The organism is Chlamydia felis Fe/C-56 (genome assembly GCF_000009945.1).
Taxonomy (GTDB): Bacteria; Chlamydiota; Chlamydiia; order Chlamydiales; family Chlamydiaceae; genus Chlamydia; species Chlamydia felis.
Map to the genome: position 1 here is coordinate 84,019 of NC_007899.1, position 17,814 is coordinate 101,832.

Sequence of the window (17,814 nt, forward strand, 5' to 3'; positions counted from 1 at the left end):
GATTTTGTTAAGTTTGGGGAGGAAACGCTGCTCCCTCTTGTTGTTGTTTTAATTCCTTATTATTAAAGCTCGACTCATACGCAAGGAGAAAAGACAAAGTCTCTCCATTTGTTTATTCATGCTTTGAGTTTTTGGAGATCTTATTGTACTAAGATCTTAACGCATAATTCTAACTGGCTCTTAAAATAGTCACTATGGGGATGTTCGTAGGATTTTCGTAGAGCTTGTTCAAAAATATATCCCCGACCAATATCCAATCTACGCAGAAAATACCAAAGAAAAGAGGCATCTTCTTTTGCCAATGCTGTAGCAAGGAATTGTAGTCCTTGTTTGTGAATAAAATTACGGAAGTCATTGTCACAATCCCAAGAAGCTAAAAAATCTATGGTTTCGAGATGCTTCATGGGGTGCGATTGGCAGTAAGAGAGAAACAGCTGTTCTGTAGGAGAAAGAATCTTGTGAACACGATCAATAATCACCCTATCAACAATGTTTCTTAGTTCTTTTGCTACAGCAAACAATCCCAAGCAATTAATCAAAGTCATTTTCGTTGTGCCGGAATAGTATAGCATAGCATTGAATGGAGATGGGGGCAGAAATATCTCTTCGGTAATTCCTGGAGGACGAATTTTTTTGCTCAACATATCTAATAAATAGAAAGCTCCGAAATTAGAGCAGCGTTGTTGCGCAACGGGAATCCCTGGAAGTAAGGGTATGAGTTCTTGAACTAAAGAATCCGGAAGCCAGGAGAGTAACTGGCTTTGTATGACCTCTGGAAAATCTTTAATGGCTACACTAATCCACGAAGGATGAATAGTTGCTAACCAGCACATAGTAAAGGATAACGAACTTAGGGGAATATCCTCGTGATGTGTAGGCGAGACTAGAAGACCCTCTGGCAAAAAATCTGCAAGATCATCCTCTTTGGAATACTTCATTAAGATGTTTAACGTTCCAAAAGTATTGGCAGTCACTAGACATCCTCATTCTCTTCGTTTCCTTCCGGTGCCTCTGGTGCATTGTCTTTAGGACCTTCTGTTTCCTCTTGCTTAGGTTGAGCTTGTCCTTCTTTTTTCTCTCCAGCACCTTCTTCAGGTTTCTTAGCTTCTAAGGCAGTTTTAGAATAGGGAGAAGGATCGAAGAAACCTTTAGCTCCACCTAAGGAAAGAATCAATGTATGTGTTTTCCAAATTACCCAAAGTAGTCCGCAAGAGATAACGAATAGGGTAAGTATTAAGAAGTAAAAGATTAAACGGAATTTACCCAATGAAGATTTCGCTAAGATAATTCCCCATACGGAGACGTAGTCGATTTCATCCGATAATCCCCAAGGACCATTAATAGTAATGTCACTATAAGAGGCGCGGTCACTAATAACAGAAACGTTCTCTGTAGAAAGGCCTGGAACAGCGCTAGCAACTAACCGTTTAATTTTAGAAACCATAATGCTGTTAGGGTTATCTAAAACTCCACGATGTTTAATATAGACGGAGGCTGTTAAAGGAAGGTTTTCTTCTGCTTCTGTTGTGAAAGAAATCTGTACGCTAGCGTCTACGATTCCATCCATTTTTCTAATGGTAGAGGCCATCTGCTCAGAAAGACCTTCTTGATAGCGGATCTTTTCTTGCATTTCTGAAGGAACCAGACCTTGCTTAGCGAATAGATCTAAGAGGCTTGTTCCCTTCATGCGAGGAAGACCAGCCTGATTTAAAATTGCTAAAGCTTCGGTAATTTGCGCGGCGGGAACAGCAATGTCCCAGAGTTGCTCGGTAGAGCCTCCGCCTGTAGAAGCTGCCGCTTGGGGTTGCTTTTGCGCTGCGACACCCTTACTAACAAGAAGAACCACAATCTCATTAGCTTCTCTTCCTGGAAGCCCATGAACGATTAGCGATCTACTGTCACAGCTTGTGCAGCAGAATAAGGTCATTACAAAGAATAAGCACCAAGAAATAGAACGACGATACATAACCCACGCATACCTTTTTACTCACCATAACAAAAGGGGGGATTAGTGCCAATCGTGAACATTAAACAATAAATATGTTTTTGATTTCTATCAACATGAGAAGGCAAAAACTCTTTTCTGTAACGTTATAGTTATATAAGTTTAGATCTAAAAAGTTGTTTAGACACAAAACAGCTTTTGAAAAAACATAGCTAAAAATGAAAACTAACGCGGTACTTTTGCTATCTCAGATTGTTTGTCTTGTAGATTGTGAAGAACCATATCAGCATTGAAGCTAGAGCGAACAAAAGGTCCTGCATAAACAAAAAGACCTAAAGATTCTCCAACGGAACGATAGTAATCAAAAGTCTCAGGAGTGACATAGTTTTTTACAGGAATATGTAATCTTGAGGGGCGTAGGTATTGTCCTATTGTGACAATGCGTACTCCGTGGTCTGCAAGATCTTTTAATGTTTGTTTTACCTCGCTTTCTTGCTCTCCGAGTCCGACCATGATCCCAGATTTGATTTTAAGATTGGGGAGATATACAGCTGCCTGCTCTAACATAAATAACGATCTACGATATGTCGCCTTATGGCGCACTACGGGAGTAAGCCGTTCAACAGTTTCTACGTTATGATTATAGATAGTTAATCCTGAATCCAAAAGAACATGCAAAGCATCGACGTTCCCTTGAAAGTCTGAAGCTAGCACTTCTATAGTAGATTCAGGGAGTTCTTGATGTAAGGTGTGAATAATACGTGCTAAATAACTCGCCCCGCCATCTTCTAAATCATCCCGAGCTACCATAGTTAAAACAATGTGCTTAAGCTGAAGAGCTTTTGCAGATTCTGCAATTTTTTGAGGCTCTTCAGGATCGGGAGGTAGAGGGTTTTTGGAAAAGTCAATATTACAGAAACCACAACGTCGTGAGCACGTATCTCCTAACGCTAGATATGTTGCTGTTTTTCTTGACCAGCAGTGTGTGCGGTTAGGGCAGAGAGCTTCTTCGCATACCGTCGCTAAGCCTGTACGTTTTAAAGTTGCATCCGTATGAGTAAAGACTGAGCCTCTTGGTAAAACCTGCCTCAACCATTGGGGAAGACGCTCAGAGAAACGTTTGCCTTGTTGTGGTTTTTGTTTTTCGGCGGGGGCTTCATTCATAGTCTTAGAGGAGGTAGGTGTAGGGGGTGATTTGTTGCTAATAACGCTCCTTCTGCCCAAACCTCAGCAAGAGTTGGATGCGCGTGTATTGTTTCATAGATACAAGGTAGGGTCAGCTCATTGCGTACGGCTAATGTCATTTCTGCAATTAATGATGCGGCATGCGGACCTACAACATAAGCGCCAAGAATCTGTTGGGTTGTTTCGTGACTAATAATCGCTGCGAAACCATCGGCTTCTGCCATAGCAACTGCTTTCCCAATAGCCTTGAAAGGAAACTTCGTGAGTTTTGCAGGAATACCTTGCTGTTGAGCTGCTTCTAAGGAAAGACCTACCGTAGCGACTTCTGGGAAGGTAAAGATGACTGCAGGAACAGCAGAATAGTCCATAACCTCATTATGACCGGCCGCATTTCTTCCCGCAATAATCCCTTGATGAGAGGCCACATGAGCGAGTAACCATTTTCCGGTAATATCTCCAATAGCAAAGATATTAGTAACGTTAGTTCTCATAGTTTCATCTACGGGGATAATACCACGTTCATTGCGAATAACTCCGGCGTTGTCTAAACCAATATCTGTAGTATTGAATTGACGCCCAATAGCAACAAGAGCGTAGTCGTATTCTTCAATTTGTTCATTTACGGAAATTCTCACACGATCACCAAGATCTTCAAGTTGTCCAATAGAAGCTTTGGTAACTATGCGAATTCCTTGATGTGAAAATTTGTCCAACATGGTTTTGGAAATATCAGAATTATTCATAGAAAGAATCTGATCTGCGACTTCTATTATGGTGATTTCCACTCCTAAAGTGTTAAAAAGAGAAGCAAATTCACAACCGATAACCCCGCCGCCGATAATAACGAGTTTTTTGGGAAGCTCAGAAAGATTTAAGATGCCTGTTGAGCATAAAATGCGGGAAGAAAAAGGTGCTCCAGGGAAAGGACGAGATTCTGAGCCTGTGGCTATGATAATCTGTTTTGCTTTGATCACTGTAGTATCTTGGCCTTTAACCCTTACTTCTGTGGATGAAATTAAAGATCCTTGACCATTGAACACTGTGATTTTATTGCTACGTATAAGACCTTCTAATCCTTGACGTATGCCATTGACAACTGTGTTTTTTCTTTGGACCATTGCAGGGTAGTCTACAGAATAACCATCAACATTTATTCCGAATTGTTTGGCATGTTTAATTTGGGAAACAATCCCAGATCCTACTAACAGGGCTTTAGAGGGAATGCAGCCACGATTTAAACATGTGCCTCCGGCTTGTTGTTCTTCGATAAGAGCCGTCTTTAATCCTTGTTGTGCTGAAGTAATCGCTGCAACATAACCGCCAGGTCCAGCACCAATAACAACACAGTCAAAATCTGTACTCATATTTTATTCCTAATTCTCGTAAGTATCGAAATTTAAAAGTCCTTAAGAAGGTCTTGTTTAAGACGCTAGGTCGTAATATTATTTTATGAGGAATTTTTTGCTTATTCTAGATCTAAAGATTAATTTTCAGCATTGATTTTTTCCTAATAGAAATTATAATTTAAGTTATGTACTGTAATTATCCATAGTGTGTACAAATCAACATATAAGGAACGTTCTGTTTCTTTGTATTAAATTCCGAATAGGGAAGGTAGGTTATCATGCCATTTGCTAAGGAAGCAGAGATGCAGCGCACATGTTGGAAGTGTGAGGGTAGCGTATCTATGCATATGCCCCAGTGTCCTTATTGCAGTGCATTTCTTCAAGATCCTCCGGGAGCTTCAGGTGGATTCTCTTCATGTCATATTTCTTTCCCAGAAGGCTCTGCAAAGGGAGAATCGGAGGATCTTTTTGCTGTTTCTTCAGAAGATTGGGAAGCTGTTCTTAGTGATCAAAATACTTTCCAAAAGCCGACGGAACAATCTGAAACTGATTGGAATTGGTTACAACATTGGCCGCTCATCGCCTTATTTTTAGGTGCAGGGTTTTTAGCCTTTGCTTTGATTATTCTTCTATTTGCTACAGACTCTGGATTAACCTTGTCATGGCCTAAAAACCGTGCCTATCTCTACGGGGTTTTAGGCGCTGTATTTGCTTATCGGGGCTATTTGAAGCTTGCGCAATGATATTTTCTCTAGTACTTTCTAATTAAATAAGAGGCTCTTCACTAGCATCTGAGATACTATCTATCGTATCCTCTACGCCATTGCGCTCATCTTTATATGATAGAATGGTAATCAAATCCTCCCTATTCAACATATGGAGAATATTGGAATCTTGAGTAGAGATGACCTTATCTAACAGACGGATTTTCTTTTCAATGAGATAGTGAATGCGTTCTTCTAACGTATCCTCAGTCATGAGCTTATAGATAAATACGGTGTTTTTCTGCCCTATTCTATGAACACGATCCAAAGCTTGATTTTCTTTGGCGGGGTTCCACCAGCGGTCGTACATAATTACGACGTTACCCGCGGTAAGATTAATACCCGTTCCGGCAGCTAATAAAGAACCGACAAATACACGACATTCGGGATCAGTAGTGAAGTATTCTATTTCTTCTTTTCTATTCAGAGATTTCCCTTGAATAGAAGCATATTTTACGCCGATCTCTTCCAGATACAACATGATAATGCGAATCATATGAATATATTGCGAAAAGACAACGACTTTACAGCCCGATGCTAGAGAATCATGAAGAAGTCGTACGAAGGCTTCCCATTTTCCTGACTCATGCTCTCGGTATTTATCAGGATTTTTAAAGAAGATCGCCGGGTGGTTGCAGATTTGTTTTAAGTGATTCAATAGGGCAAATACATGGAGGTAATTGACCGTTTGTTCTTCTGGAGATTCCAATTGTTGAATCTGTGCTTTCTCTCTTTTTAATGTGGAAAGGCAGAGCTTTTTCTGTTCAGGAGATAGCGTACAAGGAATTATCGATTCTACTTTTTCAGGAAGTTCTGGAAGGACGAGTTTTTTCGTTCTTCTTAAGATGAAAGGTCGCGTTAATTTTAGTAGGAGATCTTGAGATGGAATAATCTCATCATCAGCTTCTGCTGCATTCTTTTTCGTAAAGAGCTTCTTAAATAAGGCATCAGAAGGAAGATAGTTGGGGAGAATAATGTCTAAGAGGCCTTTAAATTCAAGAAGGTTATTTTCTATAGGAGTTCCTGTTAATCCCAACTTCATTTGGGAATCTAATCGGCACAGAATCTTATGAATTTGGCTATTTTTATTTTTTGCCATATGAATTTCATCGAACACAGTTACCGAAAATGAAAGTTTGTAAAACTTCGCGTAATTTTGTCTTAGGGTTCCATATGAGGTGATGATCACATCAGCAGGGGGTAGGTGTTCTGGTTTGTTGGGACCGTGGAATGAAAAAATACTTACCGTGGGTAAATGCGTCGCTAATGTGTGTTCCCAATGAGGCAGCACGCTTGTTGGGCAGACAACAAGAAACTTAGGGCGTTCTGTAGGTTCTGCAGATTGAAAGACAATATCCAATAATGCTGTAGCTTGGTGGGTTTTCCCTAATCCCATCTCATCGCAAAGAAGCCCGGATAGACGGTGGTTGTATAAAAACCATAACCATAACAAACCGCTATTTTGGTATGGACGTAGCTTATGATCCGTAGAGAATAGACTTTGCGGAATCGGAGGGAGACACGCAGCTTTAAGTTGAGAAAAGAACGCAAGATCAGATGCACTTGCGTTAATGTTTTTATGCGTAGATAGCGGGGCTAAAGCGTCTAACTTAAAAATATCTGTAACTGTAGCAATTACAGTATTTTCAGGAATCTGACATTTTTGAGCAGAGATAAATTGTTTTAAGAATTGAAATAGGCAATGTTGGAAATTTAAAAATCCAGCTTTTGTAAAGGCGAAAGCTTTTTTATTTTTTAAAGCTTGTAGCACCACTCCCAAAGGTATAGAACCAATATTGGTCTTGAGTTCTAGATGTAAGTGTAAGGGTGATGAAGGATGGGGGCGTGTTATGGATAAGATAACGAGCTCAAAAGTTTCTGGGGTGCGAAGCTGCGAATCTGCGAATACAAGTTTATCGTTTTGGAAATTTTGATGAATGAAATCAGGAACTTGTTCCGGAAGAACCTTCTTAGGGAGAGAACATAATGATTGCAAAGGTGTGGGGAGCAGGTTAAATCCAAGATTTTCTCGGTAAAGGAAAACGCCAAATAACCGACAGTTTTCCTCTTCAAGACCTTGAAACACAGGTTTTAGATATAATCCTGAGCCCTTAGATTCTTTGTGTACTTCAAAGAAGAGATTTTTTAGCGGTGGTGTAGGAGCAAAGAAGTTGGGGATTGTTCTTAAAACTACCTCGTGCTTCATGATAAAGCTAGGAATTTGATCCGCATCTACAATCAAACCGTCTTGAATTTCTAGATTGGCTTTTCTTTGCAAGAAAAATCCTTGCCCGGAGTAATATATCCAGGGGCCGTAGTGAATGTCTATAGCTGCAGGATCTCCAGTGTTATAATGGAATAACAAAACACCCTGTTGTGTAATGTTATATGTTAATTGTCCTTCGGGGACCTGATCGGTAAAGACCTCAAATCCAGGCTCTCGAATTAAAAAGCCTTTGGTATTTAAAAAATCCTCAACTTGATCAACTTTAATAGTAAATGAGATTTGAGGAGAGAGAAGCCCTTCTACAGTAAACAATCCCCTTTCAGGAACATAGCAAAAATCGGGATAGATTAATTCTCCATTCTCTAAATCTCCAGGAGTGTCTAGGTATGCTGAAAAAGATATAGAAGAGTCCCTGAGAAAATGAATAGAATAACGAATCGGGCGTTTTTCAGCATCGTAGTGAAGAAGAGAAAGTATTTGTTTCTTTAGTTCTGCGGGAAGTAAAGAAATTATGTGTAGAGAAACGGAAGTTTCTTCTGCAGGAAGAATAACCTGCTGTGTCCCGGCTATATAGCCAACAGAACCAATTTGAGTTACAGGTTGATTTTTCAGATCCTGTTTTACAGGCTCCATTGTGAAGTATATTTTAGATTCTTCTGGAGCAACACGTACTGCTGTGACAGAAAAATCACCATAATTCCCTGGAAGAGATGTTTGCGAGAAATTAATTTTGGGGAATAGGTCTTCTAAAGTAGAAAAATCTAAAATCTCTCCTTTTAAAGAGATCCCTTCCCACTGCATTGAAAATTGAGTGGGGAATCCTTGGCTATTTTCAATAAGATCTAAGCGAGCTCCATCTTCAGAGAAGAAGAAAAAGCGTTTTGCTATGCGATATAAAGCAGATTGTAGAAAGGTTTTTTCTGTATAGATTGTCGGCTCTGGAGTTTGATGGACGATGGGCAGCCATTCTGTAAAGGATGCCGGAGATAAAGCAGCAATCTCTACTGTTGCGCAAGAGGTCGTTATAGAATAGTGTTTATCGCCATCAGCATGCAGATGGGCTCTTTCCATGAATAACTTATAGAATAGAGCGTACCAGAAAGAACTATTAAATTTGTGATGAAGAGGTAGCCATCCGTGAGCATCGTAGGCTGAGAAAAACGCGGTCATTAAATGAACACAGCAATCCCCATCCGGACAACTACATGAGGCGAAAGTTAGGTTGTCCGCGTCGCTAAATTTTAGCGTACTGACCCAGTTTCCCTCAGGAGAATCTTCATCGGGAAGGCGGATGTTATAACAATCTCCAGAAAAATCTAAAACGATGTCTTGGCGGTTCGCAGCGAGATAATCCATCGCTGTTTGACGAAAGCCAGCTAAAGCGTTTAAAACCATAACGTTATGCTAGTTAGCAAATGCAAGCATTAGCTCAACTCACCAATCGCAAAACGATTGTAAGGGAGAGGGTTAAATAAAACAAAGCTTGGACGTGTCGGAAGTTCCACAACTTATGAGCGATACTTCCGCAAGTCAAAGCGATTAATGCAGGATAACTTAGCTGTAGTAGAGGCAATAGAAGGAGGCTGATATTTTCAAAGTTTAAAATAGAAATTAGGTATGAGGGTATCAGAGTGAAAATTACTGCATTAGAGTACGTCATTCTTTTCGATGAGATGATGCGGGCTAAGAAGTCGGCAACAATCCCAACTAAAGCAATCTCTGTTGTTAAGCAAGCAACAAATACACACATACCGGTCAATAAACTATTTTGTCCAAGAGCAATAGCAGAAATTCTTCCTAGAATTTGTCCTTTACTTGCAGTAGCTAACAAACCGGCGTGCCGAGAGGCACATAGGGCGAATCCTAAATAAATTAACCCAAGAAGTAGCGCAGCTAAAGCAAAAGCTAAACCTAAAGTGCGTTTGTCTTTTTTATTAATTTTTTGAAAGTTTAAAGGCGTTTCATCATTCGCATCTCCATTTTCTATCATTTGTTGTATAGAAATTAATACAATGGAGCAGAAGAAGAACGCTGCAAGAAGGTCCATAGTATTGAAGCCTTCCTTAATTCCTGCCAACCACGCTTGTTGAGGACCCGCAGATTCTATGAAGCTAGGATTTGCGGGAATGGTTAATCCCTTGAAGATTAGCCAAACAAGAGAAACTAACATAATGGGGAAAAATACAGATCCCAACCACTGGATAAGTTTGCTAAGTTTACAAGCAAATAGATAAATTAAAGCACAACAAATCAGGCTGAAAACAGGCAAAGTGGGCAGTAACACTGTTTTTGAATTCGATAGGGATGCTAAAGTCGCATGTGATACAGCAATAGCTCTAGGTATCCCCCCAAAGGGCCCTATCAAACATAAAATTGCTATAATGAAAATCATTCCGGGGACTTTTCCAATAGAGGAAAAAAAGCTCTTATAATTCCCAGAATATAATAGCATACTAAACAGGCCTAATAGGGGAACGCAAACCGCGGTTAACATCATACCGAAGCAGGCAAACCAGGGATGAGAGTGGTAATGATAACCTAGGGCTAAGGGGAATACTATGTTGCCAGCTCCAAAGAACATGGCAAAAATAGACCCTCCAATCGACCAAACAGAGAGCTCTTGTTTAGAGCTAGCCCTATTAGAAGTATTTCTATTCATTATATTAAAAATTGCGATATCGAAGTAGTAAGTAGCTGCCCAGTCTAAAAGATTTCTCCGTTAGAAAGCAAAGTAAATTTCATTCTTGATATATACAGGGAGGGAGGTTTACGAGGAACTGTTTCTATTGGGAAGCGTTCAAGTCTTTATTTCTAAAGAATTTTAATTTATTTTTTACGATGTTTTTGCAGATAGGCGCATATTTTGCATTTATTTACACTGTGGTGAAGAGCTGGGCAATATTTTCTGGCGTAATAGATGAGTTGTAAGTGAAGTTTTGAGGAATTGGCATCTCCAAAAAACAGAACAAGATCTTTTTCGGCCGCCGAAGGACTGCGCTTATTCGAAATTCCCCAACGTTGGGACAGTCTTAAGATATGCGTATCCACAGGGAAGGTCGGCATCTTATAAATAATTCCAAGGAAAACCGAGGCGGTTTTCCTCCCTATCCCGGGAAGTTCGGTTAATAAATCTAAGGAAGCCGGAGGTTCCCCATGATATCTTTCCAAAAGGATCTTTGACAAATTATGTAAATATTCAGACTTCCTTTCTCCAAGACCGCAGGGAGAAATGATGGAATATAATTTCTTTAAAGGAAGTTGCGCTAAAGCCTGGGCATCAGGAGCAATGGCAAACAGTTTCGGTGTTACGGAATTTACAGCTTTATCCGTGGAGTTCCCTGAAAGCAGGACAGCGATAAGCAGCTGAAACGGGGTTTCCCATCCTGTTAAAGAGGGTTTGGGGTCTGGAAAAAGATCGTTTAAGGTCGAAAGAATAAAATTTTTAACATCAGTTTTATTTTCCAATGCAAAACCTACTAAAAATTTCTCCCAATATCGTTTCGTTGATTTCGGATCCAGAAAGGTTCCCTGTGGTTTGTAGTGCTTGTCTGAGTTCTAGAGCTACAAGTTCAGGAGGAAGTTGAGATAGCAGACCTTCTTTAGCTGATAGCAAGTACGTGCGAATTTGCTGGAGTATTGTATGATGGCGGGCAGAAACAAGAAAGACTTTTGAGTTTTTCCCCAACTGTTGTTTCTGTATCCATTTTTGGATAAATTGTTTGAGTTCTAAAATTCCATCCCCGGTTTTTGCTGAGATGGCTAATTGAGGCAAAGATGTGTCGATACGTGGGGGTGATGCAAGATCGGATTTATTCCAAAGAAGGAGAGAGGGTTTTTGAAATAAAATTTCTGGAAGGGGTGGAGGGGGTTGTGTAGCATCCATGACCCAGAGGATGCCCTCCGCTTGTTTCATAGCGGAAATAGCTCGTTCTATACCTTCTTGTTCTACGGGATTATCCGTTTCTCGTTGTCCCGCAGAGTCTATAAGACGGATGCGTTTTCCTTGTAGCGTCCAGCTTTCTTCTAATATGTCTCTTGTTGTTCCCGGAATATCGGTAACAATTGCACGATTTCTATTGGTCAATGCGTTTAGAAGAGAAGATTTCCCCGCATTAGGATGCCCAGCAAGAACTATGCTTGTTCCTTGGGCAAGCCTTTGTCCTTCGTCGAAACTTGAGATTAAATCCTCAATGATAACTAAAGCTTCATTTAATCTTTTTTCAGGGACCTCCATATCGGGTTGCTCTTCTTCTGGGAAATCCGCTAGAACTTCAATAAATGCCAAAGATTCGATAATTAACGAAGAAATTTTCTGTACCCTTTGGGAAAAATGACCCTGAAAGTGATTTTGAGCAATGTGGAAAGCATCCAAGTTATCCGCGGCAATAAGGTTTTGAATCGCTTCTGCTTGGATAAGATCTATTTTCCCATTTAGAAAAGCTCGTTGAGAAAATTCTCCCGGAAGTGCAGGACGGGCTCCCTCAGATACCAAGGCTTCTAGGATTTGAGAACAGGAAAAATATCCCCCATGACATTGTAGCTCGACAACATCTTCTCCAGTAAAGGATCGTGGGGCTCGCATAATTAATAAAAGCACCTGATCTATCTGTCGTCCGTGATGGCTTGCTGTTCCTAGATGGGCTGTATGAGAAGCAAAAGAGGGGACGGGTCCGGAAAATATTTTATCTGTAATTTGAATGGCTTCGGGCCCCGATACACGGACAATCGCGATACTTCCTTCTCCTGGAGGTGTGGCTATGGCAGCGATGGTATCATTTTTAATCATGAAAAACGGATGAAAATAGAACAAACTTGGGAGTTAGGATAGCAGGTTACCCATTAAAGATGTATGTAGGTTTTTTAACGATTTCTATTTAATTAGTTTGGAATATTATTTAATAACTTTTTATAGTCGCCGGTTTAGATCTTACAGATCGAGGACAAGTGAAGAAACTGCAATACATTGACCGCTTAACTAATCAAAGGGTGACGGAAGCCGTCTGTTACGAAAAAACTATGACGTTGCTATATACCTCGAGGTTAGGAAAATGGCTGTCCACTCTATTAGCTAAGACTCCAATTCTGTCGCGTATCTATGGTTGGATTCAAAAACGTTCTTGGACACGTAGAAAAATTCCTGGGTTTGTAAAGAGAAATCATATTTGCGTGCAAGAATTCAAAAAATCTCTTTCCGAGTTTTCCTCTTTCAATGATTTTTTTACCAGAGAGCTGCGTCCCGAGGCCCGGCCTATTGCTCAGGGTGATAATATTTGTGTTGCTCCTGTTGATGGTGCGTATCTTATTTACCCAAATATTGCCGAGTTCGGAGAGTTTGTTGTTAAATCTAAACATTTCTCTCTTTCAAAACTTTTAGGCGATGCCTCGCTCGTTGAAAAGTATGCTTCCGGTAGCGTGGTTTTTGCCCGCCTAGCTCTTTTTGACTATCATCGTTTTCATTTCCCTGTGGATTGCTGGGCAGGACCAACTCGTAACGTCAACGGGTATTTATTTTCTGTGCATCCGATGGCCTTGAAAGATAATTTTAATATTTTTTGTGAAAATAAACGTACCCTAACCGAACTTAAAACCGAGGCATTCGGAGATGTGTTGTACTTGGAGGTCGGGGCATTAAATGTTGGCTCTATTATTCAAACCTACGCACCAGAAAAAAGATATTCTAAGGGGGATGAAAAAGGTTTTTTTGAAATTGGGGGGTCCACGGTTATCATACTATTTCAACCGGGGACGATCAAGTTTGACGCGGACCTGCTAAGGAATTCGCGAATGGGATTAGAAACACGTTGCCTTATGGGGCAATCTTTAGGGCGCTCTTTGGGAGAATAAAATTAAAGACTTTAAAGGTTTTTTTTTGTATTGCAAGGAGAGAGAAAAGTGAATTTTGGCGAATTATGTGGCTAGTCATCCCATGGGCTTTAGTTGCAGGATTGACAACAGCTTTAGTTTTTAAAGTCTATTGTCGCATTTCCAGTTTCCGTCGTTATGCGGCACAGGTAATTCGAGAAGTTCATTTGAGCATGGAACTGAAAGAATGGTCTGTTGCTGAACAGAAGCTCTTGCCCATCCTCAAAAAACGTTGCTACCGCCATCAGTGTTTGTTTGACTACATGCGCATTCTTCGAGGCCTGAATCGTTTTGATGAGGTAGAAAAGCTATTGGCCGAAGCACGAAAGTTAAATTTACGTGGGCCTCAATTTTTGTTAGAGATAGCTTATAAAGCTTATCGTTACGGTGCGTATAAAGAATCTTGCCAAGCCTTTTCTTTGATTCCAAAAGACAGATTTGAAGAACAAGATGCTGCAAAATATGCTTCGGCTTTAGTTCACGTGGGGCATTTGGATGCCGCTTGTAGTATTATAGAACCTTGGATTTCTCCTCTATCACATCAAGAAACCTATATTACTGTCGGAGATATTTATTTCGCATCTAAGCGGTACCAAGATGCTATAGAGTTTTATAATCGTGCTTATGCTTTGGGCCCATGCCCTGTAAAAGTTATCTATAATTTAGCTCATTCTTCTCGTATTTGTAGTAACTATTTAGAAGCCGGAAAGCTATTTCGAAAATTGTTGTCAGAACCCAATTATAGAGAGGAATCTTTATTCAATATTGGTTTGTGTGAACAAAAACAGGGACGATCTAGAAAAGCTTTGCTTATTTATCAAAGTAGTGACTTGTGGTCTCGAGGAGACGCCTTGTTAATGAAGCATGCAGCTTTGGCAGCTATGGACCAAAGCGATCATCATTTAGCGGAATACTGCTGGAATTTAGCTTTTCAATGTAGTGCCTATGCTGAAGATTGGCAATGTGGGGTAAGCTATGGATTTAGTTTATGTTGTTTGAAGAAGTATTCCGATGCTGAGAAGATCTATCTTAAAGTTGTTCAAAAATACCCAGATTGTCCTGCGGCGTGCAAAGCTTTAGCTTGGTTGTCAGGAGTTGGATATGCTTCGATAGTCACAGCAGAAGCTGGCCTAGAGTATGCGAAAAAAGCTCTCCAGTTCAAGCATTCTCCAGAAATTTTAGAATTGTTGAGTGCTTGTGAAGCTCGCTCGGGGAACTTTGATGCTGCTTATGAAATACAGGCGTTTTTATCAGCTCATGATATTTCTTTGGAGCAGAAGAGGCGACGTTCACAAATTATGCGTAATTTACGTAGAAAGTTGCCTTTGAATCCTCAGCATATTGTGGAAGTAGATACTCTGCTTGCCGCTTAAATTCTTTTTTTATTTCCTTGTCTTTATGACAAAAGTTTTTTGTCCCCTATTCGGGAGAAGTAAGCATATAAGAGAGGGAACTTTTGTTCCTTTTATTCACCATAATCGAGTATGGTATTGACAGATGAGTTTTCGTAGGAATTAATAGATTATTTTCCAAGCAATTATATTGAATTAAGCGACGTATGTTAGATTTTCTTAAACGTTTCTTTGGATCTTCTCAAGAGCGTACCTTAAAAAAATTTCAGAAACTTGTGGACAAGGTAAACCTCTATGATGAGATGCTTGCTCCTTTATCCGATGAGGAATTGCGTAATAAAACAGGAGAATTGAAAAAGCGCTATCAGGAAGGTGAATCTCTAGATGATATGCTTCCTGAGGCCTACGCTGTTGTTAAAAATGTCTGTAGGCGTTTAACAGGAACCCCTGTCGAAGTATCGGGTTATCATCAGAACTGGGATATGGTTCCCTACGATGTGCAGGTCCTTGGCGCTATAGCTATGCACAAGGGATTTATTACAGAGATGCAGACTGGGGAAGGAAAAACCCTTACAGCAGTCATGCCTCTGTATTTGAATGCTTTAACAGGCAAGCCTGTTCATTTGGTCACTGTTAACGACTATCTCGCTCAAAGAGACTGTGAGTGGGTCGGTTCTATATTGCGTTGGTTAGGTCTAACTACCGGAGTGTTGATCTCTGGATCTCCTTTAGAAAAACGAAAAGAAATCTATCGTTGCGATGTTGTTTACGGCACCGCATCAGAGTTTGGTTTTGATTATCTCAGAGACAACTCTATAGCAACTTCTGTAGATGAGCAGGTTGGCAGAGGTTTTTATTTTGCTATCATTGATGAAGTGGATTCGATCTTAATTGATGAAGCAAGAACTCCTTTAATTATTTCTGGACCTGGAGAAAAACATAATCCTGTTTATTTTGAGCTTAAAGATAAGGTTGCTGAATTAGTTCAATTGCAAAGGGAGCTTTGTAACCAGCTAGCTCTAGAGGCCAGACGGGGATTAGAACATTTCTTAGATATGGATATCCTGCCTAAGGATAAAAAAGTTATCGAAGGTATCTCTGAATTTTGCCGTAGTTTGTGGTTGGTGAGTAAGGGAATGCCTTTAAATCGTGTTCTGCGAAGAGTGCGCGAACACCCAGATTTACGAGCAATGATTGATAAGTGGGATACTTATTATCACGCTGAGCAAAATAAAGAAGAAAGTATTGAGAAGCTGTCGCAACTTTATATCATTGTTGATGAGCACAATAATGATTTTGAATTGACAGATCGCGGCATGCAACAGTGGGTTGAAAAGGCCGGAGGCTCTGCCGAAGATTTCGTTATGATAGATATGGGACATGAATATGCTCTCATAGATAGTGATGAATCCCTCTCTCCAACAGATAAAATTAATAGAAAAATCGCTGTTTCAGAAGAAGATACTCAAAGAAAAGCTCGTGCTCATGGTTTGCGACAGCTATTAAGAGCACATCTTCTTATGGAACGTGATGTGGATTATATTGTTCGTAATGATCAAATTGTGATTATTGATGAACATACTGGTCGACCACAACCCGGACGTCGTTTCTCTGAAGGCTTACATCAGGCAATAGAATCTAAAGAACATGTGACTATACGCAAAGAATCTCAAACTTTTGCCACCATAACTCTACAGAATTTCTTCCGTCTTTACGAAAAGCTTGCAGGTATGACGGGAACGGCAATTACTGAATCCAAAGAATTTAAAGAAATTTATAATCTATATGTTTTGCAGGTTCCCACGTTTAAAACGTGTTTACGTATAGATCATAACGATGAATTTTATATGACAGAGCGTGAGAAGTATCACGCAATTGTTAATGAAATTGCCCGTATACACAAAGACGGTAATCCTATTCTCATAGGGACGGAGTCTGTTGAGGTTTCTGAGAAGCTTTCTCGTATTTTGAAGCAAAATCGCATAGAGCATACAGTTTTGAATGCGAAAAATCACGCTCAAGAAGCAGAGATTATAGCAGCAGCAGGAAAACTTGGAGCTGTTACTGTAGCTACAAATATGGCTGGTCGTGGTACGGATATTAAGCTGGATGAAGAAGCTGTAGTTGTTGGCGGTCTTCATGTTATCGGTACAAGTCGACATCAGTCACGACGTATTGATAGGCAGTTGCGAGGACGTTGTGCACGTTTAGGAGATCCTGGTGCTGCGAAGTTTTTCCTATCTTTTGAAGACCGTTTGATGCGTCTATTCGCATCCCCGAAATTAAATGCTTTGATTCGGCATTTCCGTCCTCCTGAAGGAGAAGCCATGTCGGATCCTATGTTCAACAAGCTGATAGAAACAGCTCAGAAGCGAGTGGAAGCAAGGAACTATACGATCCGAAAGCATACTCTTGAGTATGACGATGTTATGAATAAGCAAAGACAAACTATTTATGCTTTTCGGAACGAAGTTCTACGCTCCGAAGATATTTTTGCTCTAGCTAAGGAATCAATAAATCACGTTGCGTTAATGATCGCTTCGTTAATTATGAGTCGCGAGCATCCTGCAGGGCATTCTCTTCCTATTTTAGAGGAATGGATGAACTACTCATTCCCTCTACAATTAAATATTGAAGAATTGAGAAGGCTTCCTTCGCTAGATGCAATTGCTGAAAAAGTGGCTGATGAGCTTACAGGAGCTTTCCAGAATAAGTTTTCTTCTATGGTGGAGGAAATCACCGCGGCAGCTGGAAATGATGTGGATGCTAACGGCATTTGTAAGGATATTATACGCTCAGTAATGATTATGCATATTGATGAACAATGGAAAATTCATCTTGTGGATATGGATTTATTGCGTAGTGAAGTTGGCTTGCGTACTGTCGGGCAGAAAGATCCTCTTCTTGAATTTAAGCACGAATCGTTCTTATTATTTGAGAGTCTTATTCGGGATATTCGTATTGCCATTGTAAAGCATTTATTCCGTCTGGAATTAACAATGACTAGAGAGCAACGCCCTCAAAATGTGATTCCCGTTGTTGCAACATCTTTCCAAAATGACGAAAACTTTGGTCCTATGGAATTAACAATTATAAGTGATTCTGACGACGAATAAAAAGTACTTATAGGGCT

The 17,814-nt window shown here is 40.2% G+C and carries 12 protein-coding genes; 4 read left to right on the forward strand and 8 right to left on the reverse strand.

The features are described from left to right. Positions 1-140: 140 nt before the first annotated feature. The 4 genes from CF_RS00395 to lpdA all read right to left on the reverse strand — a co-directional run bounded on the left by CF_RS00395 (position 141) and on the right by lpdA (position 4,494). Positions 141-974, reverse strand: a complete 834-nt coding sequence (locus CF_RS00395) for a hypothetical protein (protein ID WP_011457635.1) — start codon at positions 972-974, stop codon at positions 141-143. Beyond that, positions 974-1,966, reverse strand: a complete 993-nt coding sequence (sctJ, locus tag CF_RS00400) for a type III secretion system inner membrane ring lipoprotein SctJ (RefSeq protein ID WP_011457636.1) — start codon at positions 1,964-1,966, stop codon at positions 974-976. The genes CF_RS00395 and sctJ overlap by 1 nt, the downstream gene beginning before the upstream one ends. A 204-nt stretch (positions 1,967-2,170) precedes the next feature. Next, positions 2,171-3,109, reverse strand: a complete 939-nt coding sequence (gene lipA, locus CF_RS00405) for a lipoyl synthase (RefSeq protein ID WP_011457637.1) — start codon at positions 3,107-3,109, stop codon at positions 2,171-2,173. After that, a complete protein-coding gene (gene lpdA, locus CF_RS00410; protein WP_011457638.1) occupies positions 3,106-4,494 on the reverse strand; it encodes a dihydrolipoyl dehydrogenase in 1,389 nt (462 codons plus the stop codon). Before lpdA ends, lipA begins: the two co-directional genes overlap by 4 nt. Before the next feature lie 260 nt (positions 4,495-4,754). Here lpdA and CF_RS00415 point away from each other — a divergent pair, with 260 nt between their 5' ends. Continuing rightward, complete coding sequence (locus CF_RS00415; RefSeq protein ID WP_011457639.1) at positions 4,755-5,219, forward strand: phage holin family protein; 465 nt, start codon at positions 4,755-4,757, stop codon at positions 5,217-5,219. Positions 5,220-5,241: 22 nt separating this feature from the next. On the opposite strand, the gene CF_RS00420 is transcribed toward CF_RS00415, so the two are convergent. From CF_RS00420 to mnmE, 4 genes are all read right to left on the reverse strand, one after another. Continuing rightward, positions 5,242-8,862 carry a DEAD/DEAH box helicase gene (locus CF_RS00420; RefSeq protein WP_011457640.1) on the reverse strand — a complete coding sequence of 1,207 codons (3,621 nt, stop codon included), beginning with the start codon at positions 8,860-8,862 and terminating at the stop codon, positions 5,242-5,244. A gap of 34 nt (positions 8,863-8,896) precedes the next feature. Further along, the gene (brnQ, locus tag CF_RS00425) at positions 8,897-10,126 is read right to left on the reverse strand and encodes a branched-chain amino acid transport system II carrier protein (protein WP_011457641.1); all 1,230 of its coding nucleotides are present in this window, start codon (positions 10,124-10,126) and stop codon (positions 8,897-8,899) included. Positions 10,127-10,293: 167 nt separating this feature from the next. Continuing rightward, positions 10,294-10,932: an endonuclease III domain-containing protein gene (gene nth / locus CF_RS00430; RefSeq protein WP_011457642.1), complete on the reverse strand. Its 639-nt coding sequence runs from the start codon at positions 10,930-10,932 to the stop codon at positions 10,294-10,296. Beyond that, the gene (mnmE, locus tag CF_RS00435) at positions 10,922-12,253 is read right to left on the reverse strand and encodes a tRNA uridine-5-carboxymethylaminomethyl(34) synthesis GTPase MnmE (RefSeq protein ID WP_011457643.1); all 1,332 of its coding nucleotides are present in this window, start codon (positions 12,251-12,253) and stop codon (positions 10,922-10,924) included. Before mnmE ends, nth begins: the two co-directional genes overlap by 11 nt. A gap of 158 nt (positions 12,254-12,411) precedes the next feature. Between mnmE and CF_RS00440 the strand changes: the two genes are divergently transcribed. The 3 genes from CF_RS00440 to secA all read left to right on the forward strand — a co-directional run bounded on the left by CF_RS00440 (position 12,412) and on the right by secA (position 17,797). Beyond that, the gene (locus CF_RS00440; RefSeq protein ID WP_011457644.1) at positions 12,412-13,311 is read left to right on the forward strand and encodes a phosphatidylserine decarboxylase; all 900 of its coding nucleotides are present in this window, start codon (positions 12,412-12,414) and stop codon (positions 13,309-13,311) included. A 65-nt stretch (positions 13,312-13,376) separates the two neighbouring features. Continuing rightward, entirely contained in the window at positions 13,377-14,702 is a 1,326-nt protein-coding gene (locus tag CF_RS00445) for a tetratricopeptide repeat protein (protein WP_011457645.1), read from the forward strand. Between the two features lie 185 nt (positions 14,703-14,887). Continuing rightward, on the forward strand, positions 14,888-17,797 hold the full coding sequence (secA, locus tag CF_RS00450; RefSeq protein WP_011457646.1) for a preprotein translocase subunit SecA: 2,910 nt from the start codon (positions 14,888-14,890) through the stop codon (positions 17,795-17,797). The last annotated feature ends 17 nt before the right edge of the window (positions 17,798-17,814 follow it).